The sequence below is a fragment of the Lelliottia amnigena genome (assembly GCF_019047465.1).
In the GTDB taxonomy this organism is placed as follows: Bacteria; Pseudomonadota; Gammaproteobacteria; order Enterobacterales; family Enterobacteriaceae; genus Enterobacter; species Enterobacter amnigenus.
The window spans coordinates 3,270,203-3,282,894 of sequence record NZ_CP077236.1; the positions used below are offsets into that span (position 1 = coordinate 3,270,203).

At 50.6% G+C, this 12,692-nt stretch carries 10 protein-coding genes; 7 read left to right on the forward strand and 3 right to left on the reverse strand.

All coding sequences use genetic code 11. From position 1 onward, the window contains the following. Positions 1 to 112 precede the first annotated feature (112 nt). Complete coding sequence (gene macA, locus I6L74_RS15330; protein ID WP_059178477.1) at positions 113 to 1,228, forward strand: macrolide transporter subunit MacA; 1,116 nt, start codon at positions 113 to 115, stop codon at positions 1,226 to 1,228. Then, positions 1,225 to 3,165: a macrolide ABC transporter ATP-binding protein/permease MacB gene (gene macB, locus I6L74_RS15335; RefSeq protein WP_059178476.1), complete on the forward strand. Its 1,941-nt coding sequence runs from the start codon at positions 1,225 to 1,227 to the stop codon at positions 3,163 to 3,165. Before macA ends, macB begins: the two co-directional genes overlap by 4 nt. A 68-nt stretch (positions 3,166 to 3,233) precedes the next feature. Here macB and cspD read toward each other — a convergent pair whose 3' ends face one another. Further along, positions 3,234 to 3,455 (reverse strand): cold shock-like protein CspD, encoded by a 222-nt coding sequence (cspD, locus tag I6L74_RS15340; RefSeq protein ID WP_059178475.1) that lies wholly within the window; start codon positions 3,453 to 3,455, stop codon positions 3,234 to 3,236. Between the two features lie 320 nt (positions 3,456 to 3,775). Here cspD and clpS point away from each other — a divergent pair, with 320 nt between their 5' ends. Next, entirely contained in the window at positions 3,776 to 4,096 is a 321-nt protein-coding gene (gene clpS / locus I6L74_RS15345) for an ATP-dependent Clp protease adapter ClpS (RefSeq protein WP_012016798.1), read from the forward strand. A gap of 28 nt (positions 4,097 to 4,124) precedes the next feature. Next, complete coding sequence (clpA, locus tag I6L74_RS15350; RefSeq protein WP_059178474.1) at positions 4,125 to 6,404, forward strand: ATP-dependent Clp protease ATP-binding subunit ClpA; 2,280 nt, start codon at positions 4,125 to 4,127, stop codon at positions 6,402 to 6,404. Positions 6,405 to 6,470: 66 nt separating this feature from the next. Here clpA and I6L74_RS15355 read toward each other — a convergent pair whose 3' ends face one another. Then, a complete protein-coding gene (locus I6L74_RS15355; protein WP_128131020.1) occupies positions 6,471 to 7,730 on the reverse strand; it encodes an IS1/IS1595 family N-terminal zinc-binding domain-containing protein in 1,260 nt (419 codons plus the stop codon). Between the two features lie 130 nt (positions 7,731 to 7,860). Between I6L74_RS15355 and I6L74_RS15360 the strand changes: the two genes are divergently transcribed. From I6L74_RS15360 to I6L74_RS21645, 3 genes are all read left to right on the forward strand, one after another. Further along, positions 7,861 to 9,417 (forward strand): bifunctional metallophosphatase/5'-nucleotidase, encoded by a 1,557-nt coding sequence (locus I6L74_RS15360; protein WP_059178472.1) that lies wholly within the window; start codon positions 7,861 to 7,863, stop codon positions 9,415 to 9,417. A gap of 18 nt (positions 9,418 to 9,435) precedes the next feature. Beyond that, a complete protein-coding gene (locus I6L74_RS15365; RefSeq protein ID WP_059178471.1) occupies positions 9,436 to 10,956 on the forward strand; it encodes an aryl-sulfate sulfotransferase N-terminal domain-containing protein in 1,521 nt (506 codons plus the stop codon). A gap of 432 nt (positions 10,957 to 11,388) precedes the next feature. Beyond that, positions 11,389 to 11,619: a hypothetical protein gene (locus I6L74_RS21645; protein WP_341476143.1), complete on the forward strand. Its 231-nt coding sequence runs from the start codon at positions 11,389 to 11,391 to the stop codon at positions 11,617 to 11,619. Positions 11,620 to 12,225: 606 nt separating this feature from the next. Here I6L74_RS21645 and infA read toward each other — a convergent pair. Then, complete coding sequence (gene infA, locus I6L74_RS15375; protein WP_002211347.1) at positions 12,226 to 12,444, reverse strand: translation initiation factor IF-1; 219 nt, start codon at positions 12,442 to 12,444, stop codon at positions 12,226 to 12,228. Positions 12,445 to 12,692 lie beyond the last annotated feature (248 nt).

Below are 12,692 nucleotides of genomic sequence, written 5' to 3' on the forward strand. Positions count from 1 at the left end.
ATCAACAGCGCGTCAACAAAGGTTTTGCGATACCAAAAACAGGGGTTTCGTTGACGAACAGTTTAGATAGAATCAACGGTTATAATTGCCAGAACATTTATTTGGAATATTTATGAACCTTAAGGGAAAACGCAGGAAGCTCTATCTTCTGCTGGCAGTGGTGGTAATCGTCGGTGGTTTCTGGCTATGGCAGGTTCTGAACGCGCCCGTGCCGCACTACCAAACGCTGATTGTCCGGCCGGGCGAACTGCAACAAAACGTCCTTGCAACCGGAAAGCTGGACGCGCTGCGCAAAGTGGATGTCGGTGCGCAGGTGAGTGGTCAGTTAAAAACGCTCTCTGTGGAAATTGGTGACAAAGTGAAAAAAGGCCAGCTTTTGGGGGTTATCGATCCTGAGCAGGCAGAAAACCAAATCCGCGAAGTGGAAGCGACGCTGATGGAGCTGCGGGCGCAGCGCAGTCAGGCCGAGGCGGAACGTAAACTCGCACAGGTTACGCTTGGGCGTCAGCAGGCGCTGGCCAAAACCCAGGCGATTTCGCGTCAGGATTTGGATACCGCAGCCACTGAGCTGGCGGTCAAGCAGGCGCAAATTGGCACGATTGACGCGCAAATCAAACGTAACCAGGCGTCGCTGGATACGGCCAAAGCGAATCTTGAATACACCCGCATCGTGGCCCCCATGGCGGGCGAAGTGACGCAAATCACCACGCTTCAGGGTCAGACGGTGATCGCCGCGCAGCAAGCGCCAAACATTCTGACACTCGCAGATATGGGCACCATGCTGGTTAAAGCCCAGGTTTCGGAAGCTGACGTGATCCATCTCAAACCGGGCCAAAAGGCGTGGTTTACGGTGCTGGGCGATCCGCTTACGCGTTATGAAGGCGTGCTGAAAGACATTCTGCCGACGCCGGAAAAAGTCAACGACGCTATTTTCTATCACGCCCGTTTTGAAGTGCCCAATCCGAAAGGCGTACTGCGTCTGGAAATGACCGCACAGGTCCATATTCAGCTCACCGGTGTGAAAGATGTTCTGACGGTGCCGCTGGCGGCGCTCGGCGAACCGGCGGGGGTGAATCGTTATAAAGTCAAAGTACTGCGTAACGGCGAAACGCGCGAACGTGAGGTTGAGATTGGCGAGCGCAATGATACTGACGTGGTGATAGTCAAAGGCCTGGAAGAGGGAGAGGAAGTTGTCATCGGCGAAAGTCAGCCCGGAGCCGCTAAATGACGGCGTTGCTTGAGCTGAATAATATTCGCCGGAGCTATCCTTCCGGAGAGGGCGCGGTGGAGGTTCTGAAAGGGATCACGCTTCAGGTTGAGCCTGGCGAGATGGTCGCTATTGTCGGCGCGTCAGGTTCCGGTAAATCCACGCTGATGAACATTCTGGGCTGTCTGGATAAGCCGACCAGTGGCACATATCGCGTGGCGGGAACGGATATTTCTACTCTCGATAGCGATGCGCTGGCGCGACTGCGGCGCGAGCACTTTGGCTTTATTTTCCAGCGCTATCATTTGCTCTCGCATCTGACGGCCGCGCAAAACGTTGAGGTTCCTGCGGTTTACGCGGGCGTTGAGCGCAAAAAACGTCTCGAACGCGCTCAGGCATTATTAACCCGGCTGGGGTTGGCGGAGCGCGTTGATTATCAGCCTTCGCAGCTGTCCGGGGGGCAGCAGCAACGCGTCAGTATCGCCCGAGCGCTGATGAACGGTGGACAGGTCATTCTGGCCGATGAACCGACCGGCGCGCTCGACAGTCATTCTGGCGAAGAGGTGATGGCGATCCTGCACCAGCTGCGCGATCAGGGGCATACAGTCATTATTGTGACCCACGATCCGCAAGTTGCTGCGCAGGCTGAGCGGATCATTGAGATCCATGACGGCGAATTGATCAGCAACCCACCGGCCAGGAAAAACCACGCGGGCGTGCACAAAGAGGTGCTGCCGCCACCGACGGGATGGGGGCAGTTCGTCAGCGGCTTTCGCGAGGCGTTAACCATGGCCTGGCTGGCGATGGCGGCGAATAAAATGCGCACGCTCCTCACCATGCTCGGCATTATCATCGGGATCGCGTCGGTGGTGTCGATTGTGGTGGTGGGCGATGCAGCCAAACAGCTGGTGCTGGCGGATATTCGCGCGATTGGTACGAACACCATTGATGTCTATCCTGGTAAAGATTTTGGCGACGATGAGCCGCAAAATCAGCAGGCGCTGAAATATGACGATCTGGCGGCGATCCAGAAGCAGCCGTGGGTGAACTCGGCGACACCGGCCGTTTCGCAAAACCTGCGCCTGCGTTACGGGAATATCGACGTTGCGGCCAGCGCGAACGGCGTCAGCGGCGACTATTTCAATGTTTATGGCATGACGTTCAGCGAAGGGGCCACCTTCAACGCAGAGCAGCTCGCAGGGAGAGCGCAGGTCGTCGTGCTCGATGCAAACTCGCGTAAACAGCTGTTCCCGGGAAAATCCAGCGTGGTGGGTGAAGTGATCCTGGTGGGGAACATGCCAGCCACGGTGATTGGCGTGGCAGAAGAAAAGCAGTCGATGTTCGGTAGCAGCAAAATTTTGCGCGTCTGGCTGCCGTATACGACGATTTCCGGGCGGATTATGGGCCAGTCGTGGCTGAACTCCATTACCGTGAGGGTGAAAGAGGGATACGACAGCGCCCAGGCTGAGCAACAGATTGAGCGTCTGCTTACGCTGCGCCACGGCAAGAAAGATTTCTTCACCTGGAACATGGACGGTCTCTTGAAAACGGCTGAAAAGACCACACGTACTCTTCAGATGTTCCTGACGCTTGTCGCGGTTATTTCGCTCGTGGTGGGGGGAATTGGCGTGATGAATATCATGCTGGTGTCCGTGACGGAACGTACGCGTGAGATCGGTATTCGTATGGCCGTTGGCGCGCGGGCAAGCGATGTGCTGCAACAGTTTTTGATTGAAGCGGTGCTGGTGTGTTTAGTTGGCGGTGCGTTGGGGATTGCGTTGTCGATGCTGATTGCCTTTACGCTGCAACTGTTTTTACCCGGCTGGGAAATTGGTTTCTCACCGTTTGCGCTGCTGACGGCATTTTTATGTTCAACAGCGACGGGCGTGTTGTTTGGCTGGCTCCCGGCGCGCAACGCGGCGCGGCTCGATCCGGTGGATGCGCTGGCGCGCGAGTAGCGGAAATAAAAATGCCAGCCGATCGGGCTGGCATTTTGACTGGAGGATGTACACAATGAATCAGAGGGCTATGCAACAGCTTCTGCTTCGATGGGCACAATGACACTGGCATGATTGCCTTTTGGCCCCAGGTGAACATCAAACCGAACCGACTGCCCGGCTTTTAGCGTTCTGTAACCATCCATCTGAATGGTGGAATAATGAGCGAAGATATCTTCGCCGCCGCCTTCAGGGCAGATGAACCCGAACCCTTTGGCGTTGTTGAACCACTTAACAGTACCCATTTCCATGCTTCGACATCCTTCGTATATCTTATTAAGTAAGATGGAATGAACCGGTGGTGGAGTGGGGGCTGTTCAAAACCTCGCCAACTCACGCCTGTACAATTTAGATAAACCAACCATTGCGTCAAGTGTCAGGCGCTGGAGTTGGGACAATAATCAACCAAATTTTTGAAGCAGTTAACGCTATTGACGGGAATGTGACAGATATCGCGGATGGCATTAATAGATGTTTGTTATCTGATATCTGAGGTAGATTCAAAGTATGTACCGACTCCTGTCAGCGAAGATGTTCTGCCGGAAACCGTAACCGATGATGACGACTGACAATGAGTAAGAAGAACGACTGGCTGGATTTTGACCAACTGGCGGAAGACAAAGTGCGCGACGCGCTAAAACCGCCATCTATGTATAAAGTTATGTTAATGAACGATGATTACACGCCGATGGAATTTGTTATTGACGTGCTACAAAAGTTCTTTTCTTATGATGTTGAACGTGCAACGCAACTGATGCTTACCGTTCACTATCGTGGCAAAGCCATCTGCGGCATTTTTACCGCCGAAGTGGCCGAAACCAAAGTGGCGATGGTGAACGAATATGCAAGGGAGAACGAGCATCCGTTGCTGTGTACGCTGGAAAAAGCCTGAAAAGGCATAAAAATTGGGGGAGGTGCCTATGCTCAATCAAGAACTGGAACTCAGTTTAAACATGGCTTTCGCCAGAGCGCGTGAGCACCGACATGAGTTTATGACCGTGGAGCATCTGCTATTGGCACTGCTCAGCAACCCATCTGCCCGTGAAGCGCTGGAAGCGTGTTCTGTGGATCTGGTGGCGCTGCGTCAGGAACTCGAAGCCTTCATCGAACAAACGACACCGGTGCTGCCCGTCAGTGAAGAGGAGCGCGACACTCAGCCGACGCTCAGCTTCCAGCGCGTATTGCAGCGCGCGGTGTTCCACGTCCAGTCTTCTGGCCGTAACGAAGTGACCGGCGCAAACGTACTGGTTGCCATCTTCAGTGAGCAGGAGTCGCAAGCGGCATATCTGCTGCGTAAACACGAAGTCAGCCGACTCGACGTGGTCAACTTTATCTCTCACGGAACGCGAAAAGACGAGCCGAATCAGGCATCCGATTCCAGCAGTCAGGCGAGCAATCCTGAAGAGCAAGCAGGCGGGGAGGATCGTATGGAAAACTTCACCACCAACCTTAATCAGCTTGCTCGCGTTGGCGGAATTGATCCGCTGATTGGCCGCGATAAAGAGCTGGAACGTGCGATTCAGGTGCTGTGCCGTCGCCGCAAAAACAACCCGCTGCTGGTGGGGGAATCGGGCGTGGGTAAAACCGCGATTGCCGAAGGGCTGGCCTGGCGTATCGTGCAGGGCGACGTTCCAGAAATCATGTCGGATTGCACCATCTACTCGCTGGATATTGGTTCGCTGCTGGCGGGCACGAAATATCGTGGTGATTTTGAAAAACGCTTCAAAGCCTTGCTGAAACAGCTGGAGCAAGACACCAGCAGCATCCTGTTTATCGATGAAATCCATACCATCATCGGTGCGGGCGCGGCGTCTGGCGGCCAGGTGGATGCGGCTAACCTGATTAAACCGCTGCTGTCGAGCGGTAAGATCCGCGTGATGGGGTCGACAACGTATCAGGAATTCAGCAACATTTTTGAGAAAGACCGTGCATTAGCGCGTCGCTTCCAGAAAATTGATATTACTGAGCCGTCCGTTGAAGAAACGGTGCAGATCATCAACGGCCTGAAACCGAAATACGAAGCGCACCACGACGTGCGTTATACCGCGAAAGCGGTGCGTGCGGCGGTAGAGCTGGCGGTGAAATACATCAACGACCGTCATCTGCCGGATAAAGCGATTGATGTGATCGACGAAGCGGGCGCGCGTGCGCGTCTGATGCCGGTCAGCAAGCGCAAGAAAACCGTTAACGTGGCAGACATTGAATCCGTGGTGGCGCGTATCGCGCGTATCCCTGAGAAGAGTGTTTCTCAGAGCGATCGCGACACGCTGCGTACCCTCGGCAATCGCCTGAAAATGCTGGTCTTCGGACAGGATAAAGCGATTGAAGCCTTAACCGAAGCCATCAAAATGGCGCGTGCGGGGCTGGGTCACGAACATAAACCCGTTGGTTCTTTCCTGTTCGCCGGGCCGACCGGGGTGGGGAAAACCGAGGTGACAGTTCAGCTTTCCAAAGCGCTGGGTATTGAACTGCTGCGTTTCGATATGTCCGAGTATATGGAGCGCCACACCGTGAGCCGTTTGATCGGTGCGCCTCCGGGATACGTGGGCTTTGATCAGGGTGGTTTGCTTACTGATGCAGTAATCAAACATCCGCACGCGGTTCTGCTGCTCGATGAAATCGAGAAAGCGCACCCGGACGTGTTCAACATCCTGCTGCAGGTGATGGACAACGGAACGCTGACGGACAATAACGGGCGCAAAGCGGACTTCCGCAATGTGGTGCTGGTGATGACCACCAACGCCGGCGTGCGTGAAACCGAGCGTAAATCGATCGGCCTGATCCATCAGGATAACAGCACCGATGCGATGGAAGAGATCAAGAAGATCTTTACGCCTGAATTCCGTAACCGTCTGGATAACATTATCTGGTTCGATCACTTGTCTACCGAGGTGATTCACCAGGTTGTGGACAAGTTCATCGTCGAGTTGCAGGTTCAGCTTGATCAGAAAGGCGTATCGCTGGAAGTGAGCCAGGAGGCCCGCAACTGGCTGGCCGAGAAAGGCTATGACCGTGCGATGGGCGCGCGTCCGATGGCGCGAGCCATCCAGGATAACCTGAAAAAACCGCTGGCTAACGAACTGCTGTTTGGATCTTTGGTGGACGGCGGGCAGGTCACTGTGGCGCTGGATCAGGCGAAGGGCGAACTGACGTATGACTTCCAGAGTGCGCAGAAGCACAAGCCGGAAGCGGCACACTAAGTTGAACGTGAGTCTTAAAAACCGGGCATTAGCCCGGTTTTTTTATGTGCTCAAAGTACCCGTTATTCAGCCCGTTCTGCCAAGCTGTTGGTTATAAATATAACCGAGAGCCACCAAATGTTGACTCACCACGCGCGGTCCGTAGCTGTCACTCCGCAATGACCAGGGATGCTTTTTTAGCCAGGTGACAAAGGCGGTACAGGATCCCAGCGAGGTTAATATCGGGTCTTCCGTGCGTCGTTGTCCCGTCAGTAGCCCAATCATTTTGCTTTGTTCGCCATTCTCCCAACGCTCCCAAACATTTTCCCACCACCCAATGCGCCGGGTATCGGTCAGGCGGAAAGGTTTATCTGCTGACACAGTGCCAGTCGCGCTTTCTGCTATATACCAGAGATCGGTTTTCCCGATGCCAACGTGAGCGGACCACGCCGTAATTGCACCGCCGCGCAGTACGCATTCATGGGCAAGATAATGATGGATGACATCCGGGAAGCGTCGCTTCAAACGCTGGAAATGGCTATGAATGGCCACCGCTGGGCGAATAATACTCCCCCGATCGTTACGTTTAAGTTTGGCGCTACCGTACTGAATCTCATCAAACTGGCTGCGCTTCATAAAGTGCACCTCCCGCTCGTGGACATATTCCACATCACGGGGCAGAAGGGCGTGGGAAAAGTGCGGTGAGATTTCGTGATAGAGCAGCGATGCGCCAGCCTTCCAGTCACAATAATTTGTGGTGACTTGCACCACTTTTCCGGAATGAATATCGGTGCTAATAACAGCATACAAACACTGGTTGGCTACGTTGCCCTGAAAGGGGATAACCAGCGTTGAGGTGGCAATATGTGTTACGGATGGCGCGGAGCCGTAAAGATGACGTTCACACCAGTTAACGGCCAGAGACAATATTCTGTGTTCTGTTATTTCTCCGGCATACAGACCGCGTTCCAGTTGAGATAAAAGCCAATCAATGTTGCTGCGATGACGACTGTTTATCTGCAGAGGGGTGAAAACATACTGGCAGGCCCGGCATTGAAAACGTGGACTTCCTGCACGGGTATGACCATAGCGAATAATCGTTGTTGTATAGCAACGCGGGCAACCTTGCCCTGTCGCACCCAGTTTCTCGTGCATAAACAGAGAAAACCAGTCGTCACACTCCTTTTCATTAAAAAGCGGAGGAAGGCTGCCGCATTTTTGGCATTCCAGCGTCGCATATCCTAACCGATATACGGGATAAATATAGTCAGCAGCGTTCGGAATACCGAGATTTGGACATGACCAACTTTTACAAACATTCATCGGTATTTTATAAGTGCGTTCCATATCCCTCGCCAACTGATTTTGTAAGTCGATAATATTGTCGATTCTTTTTCATTGATGTCGTGAGAAGGCTCACACTTTGTGCCGCTTTTAAAATGACAATGGAGATCGTCATTTTATTAAAGAGGCTAAGATGAAAAAATCTATTTTCGCTGTTCTGTTGATGTCTGGATATTTATCTCAGGCGATTGCACAGGATGTAACCATCATTTACACCAACGATCTTCATGCACATGTTGAGCCATATAAATTACCTTACGTTGCTCAGGGGAAACGTGCTATCGGTGGGTTCGCAACTATCGCCACGTTTGTTAAGCAGGAAAAATCAAAAAACAAAGCCACATTTTATTTTGATGCCGGAGACTATTTTACCGGTCCCTATATCAGCAGTTTGACGAAAGGGAAAGCAATCATAGATATTATGAATACTATGTCCTTTGATGCTGCATCGGTAGGCAATCATGAGTTCGATCACGGCTGGGATAATACGTTGCTTCAACTCAGTCAGGCTAAATTCCCCGTTCTTTTAGGGAATGTGTTTTATAAAAATAGCAATGTTTTATTCTGGAATAAACCCTACACCATTATTGAAAAGGAAGGGGTGAAAATCGGCGTAATTGGACTGCATGGTGTTTTTGCTTTCGATGATACGGTTTCATCCTCAATGCGCCAGGGAATTGAGGCGCGGGACGAAGTGAAATATTTGCAGCACTATCTGGACGAACTACGCGGAAAAGTCGATATCACGGTTGCGCTGATGCATGAAGGTTTTCCTGCCCGGCAGTCCAGTATTGGCAGCGCAGATGTCAGGCGGGCGCTTGATAAAGATATTCAAACGGCGCGACAGGTGAAAGGACTGGATATTCTGATTACCGGGCACGCACATGTGGGAACACCGGAGCCGATAAAAGTTGGGCAGACGCTGGTGCTCTCGACAGACAGCGGCGGGATCAATATCGGTAAGCTTGTGCTCAATGTGGATCCTGAAAAGCATCGTCACGACACAAAAAGTTTTGAACTGAAAACGCTCTATGCCGATGAGTGGAAGCCCGACCCGTCCACGCAAAAGGTCATCGACAGCTGGAATAAAACGCTGTCAGAAACGGTCCAGCAAAAAGTAGGAACAACGCCCATCACGCTGACTCGCGCGTATGGTGAGTCTTCTCCGTTGGGCAACGTATTTACCGATGCGATGCTGATTGCAGCCCCTGATGCGCAGCTGGCGCTGACGAATTCTGGGGGACTTCGCGCGGATATCAATGCGGGGACTATCACACTGGGTGATGTGATCAGCACATTCCCATTCCCGAATGAACTCACTGTAATGGATTTAAGCGGTAAAGCCCTGCGTAGCCTGATGGAGCATGGCGCGTCCCTCACGAATGGGGTGTTGCAAATGTCAAAAGGCGTGAAAATGCGTTACGACCCGCAAAAACCAACGGGCCAGCGCGTCGTGCTTTTCACCTTAAATGACAAACCCATTATTGATAACGAAACCTATCGCGTCGCAACCAACAGTTTCCTTGCGCCGGGAGGCGATGGTTTTAACGCATTTACTCAGGGGCAGAATAAACAGGTAAAAGGTGGCTATAACCTTTCCAATGCGGTGATTGATTATTTGTTGAAAGGGAATCAAATCATCCCCCAGCAGGTAAATGAAATGCGCGTCAATAGCGTTAACAGTAACTAATACTATCAGGTGATTAATATGGCAATTATTTATACAGATATGGATCTCGCCCCTGCAAACAATCAGCTTGCGGCGTACCTTAATTTTATAATCGATGAGGCGGTAACGTATTCTTATACGGTTCTAGCCAGAAATACCAGTCCAACAAGTGTGGATTTCAACTACGTTTCTGATGTCACTATTGAGAATACCGACAATATAGTGAAAATTCCTGTAATAGGACTTTATGCCAATTATCCCAATCAAGTCAGGGTTATGTTTAAAGACCTGGATGGCATAGAGATTTTTAACCAAATCATCATGGTGCGAACGGATACGCAAGTTTATCGCGATGCAACTATTTTTCATTTGAATATTGAACATACGGATACAACAAAGTTTACCTCTGTATGGGGAAATAGTTGGCTAATGACCACAAACTGCGATGGGTATGACCAGAATGGCGATCTCCGCTGTTATTATTCCGAGTCTTATCGTAATCAGATGTTAAGAACCCACAATGGTTACTTTTATATAGGGAGCGATGAAGATGAACACTGGTACGGCCGCCGGTTTTTCAAAATTGATATTTTAGGCAATGTTATTCTGGAATTTACTCTACGCGATAGTAATAACAATCGTTTTGCCAATACTCACGATCTGGCCTGGGACTCAGCCGGTAATATCTATATGATCGGTAACGATAACCCGGATCGATCGACGAATACCATGAGGCAGGATGCGTCTATCCTAAAATTTGATGACAATACAGGGATGATGATCTGGGCCAGAAATTATACCAGGGATTTTAATAATGCGCAGATCCTGAATAACAGCCCGACAAATGACGTTCATCTTAACTCACTTTCCTGGATCCCAGCAGGTAACGTCAACGGCGAAGCTATTATTGTACACACTCGCTCCACGGGTATTATCTTTGGTATCTCTCCCGAAAATGGGGAAATTTTATGGACGTTAAATTCAGGTGGATTTAATGGGGCTCTCTTTGCTAATGGGCTCGATACGTCTGGTATCACGGCCTTTGAAAATGGCGCCCATACGGTATGTGTCACTCATAACAGTAAGTTTATTGGCAATACAGATGTAAGTCAGGGGAAATTTGTTCTCTCGTTATTTGATAACCGCTCCTGCGTTGATCCGGATGGGCAAGCCGTTACGCGTGCCATTACCGCCGACGCAACGGCTGAACCCTATCAAACCGATCCTGCTCGGGTAATGTTCTACGCCGTTAATCTCACGACAAATACGGTGACCCAGGCGCAACCTAGTATTGACCTTCCTTCCGAAACCGTTCCCCAAATAACCGATTTTATGGGTGCCGTCTTCGACCATAATGACTATTACAGTATTTATACCAATCATGCTCGTTCATTTTTTATCAGTGATGTAAACGGTGAGATTATTGCCACTGTCTACGATGTAATTTGCTCACTGGATGGTTATCCGGAGTTTTCTGGCGAGTGTTACCGGGCAAGACTGTTTGCTGAAAGTGAGCTCAATGACTTAATTGGTGTTGGGTATAAGGTGGCCAACACCTGATTGTCCTCCGGGTATTTTTCTGCGTTAAGACAGGGCGTTATTTTAATGCCGGTCACCTGAGGTGTCCGGCATTGTTACAGAAGGAACGCCTTGGTCTGGCTTCACGGTATAAATTGAAAAATTTTGCGAGGCGTTTTCCAGAATTTAAAACGCGCTATTGCTGGATAAAAGCACAGTCATAAAATGGCGGCGCACCTGCAAAATCAGGTGTCAGGATTGGCGTCCTGAAAGTGTGTGATCGGCAATATTTTGTCGGTGGTTTCGTTCGCCCTAAGGAAAAGGGTATAGTTCTGCTTCTGGCGGGCGAATCGGGAGCTTCTTTTGAAGCGCCAGTATACACACACACTGGTACGCCAATTCCTTTTCGTCCGCCGCCTGCGAATTTGGCGTTTCCTGCGGTGGTAAATTCAATGTGTGTGAAGGAATTACCCGATGAATTCAAAAGAAAGCGTTAACCCATTGTACAGCGAATTAAGCCTGAATAACTTTGATCTCCCGGTTCTTGCGGAGCGCTGCAACCTGCTTACCGAAATGCTGCTCGACTGCCGCTCTCTTTCGCAAATGCAACCTATATGTCGATGCCTTTCTGTTTATCTGGACGCCCTTCAACGCGAGGTGGCAACATCGATGATCGATTTTTTACGTGGTAGAAAGCGCAAATGATCAGCCTCTGAAGCAAAAGAGTGGCTTTTAGAAGATACCGAAACGATTTGTGATTACTGCCGCGCGTTAAATCACGTTTTGCTCATCTCACACGTTGATGGCGAAATGCGCCCTCATCTTACCGGCCTGCTGCACGACATCACGCACGCGATTGCTGACGAACTCAATGGCCCTCAGATTCAGGTCACAAACCGTTCCCTCTAATCGAACCGTGCCGGGCTAGTTCCCGGCACCATGCAAACCCTTTTTTCAGATGATTATTAACGTATTGATTTTATTACGCGTAAATAACCACTCAGAAAAAGGGTAGAAATGGCTGAATGTGGATTATTTTGCGTCGCAACAATTAGATAGCGCCGTAGCACTTCAGTTCACTGCCGTACAGGCAGCTTAGCAACTGGAAGACTATGGCAGAGCTCTGTTCACTGCCAGACAAGCAGTGATAAAACGCCGACAATGCGCATTTGTATAGAGGTTAATTGCCCACACGCGCCCATTCACTGCTGCTACGATATAGGCATCAATAGCAATCCGTAAAGATAAAAAAATAAGGCCGGGGATATCCCGGCCTTATTTATATCTGTACGCCTTCAGCGGCGAAATTAATTAGCGACTACGGAAGACAATGCGGCCTTTGCTCAGGTCGTACGGGGTCAGCTCAACAGTCACTTTGTCGCCCGTCAGGATACGGATGTAGTTTTTGCGCATTTTACCGGAGATGTGCGCGGTGACCACGTGACCGTTTTCCAGTTCTACGCGAAACATGGTGTTAGGCAACGTATCAAGTACGGTACCCTGCATTTCAATATTGTCTTCTTTGGCCATCTAATCCTCTGGGGTATCACTACCAAGTTTTGAACCGGCAAGATAATGCCGAAATTCATCAATTAAGTAAAGAATTGCGCGTTTAAAACGCAACAAAACAGTTTCGGCGCATTGCCCAGTCGTCACGGTATAACCGTACGAGAAGCGCATTCGTAAAGGGGTGACGACAGGATAAACGTCAGGACGTTATCTGATGCGAAGAATTCCCAAACGGCGGCGGGGCAACAGGCAGAAGCTACTCTGCGGCA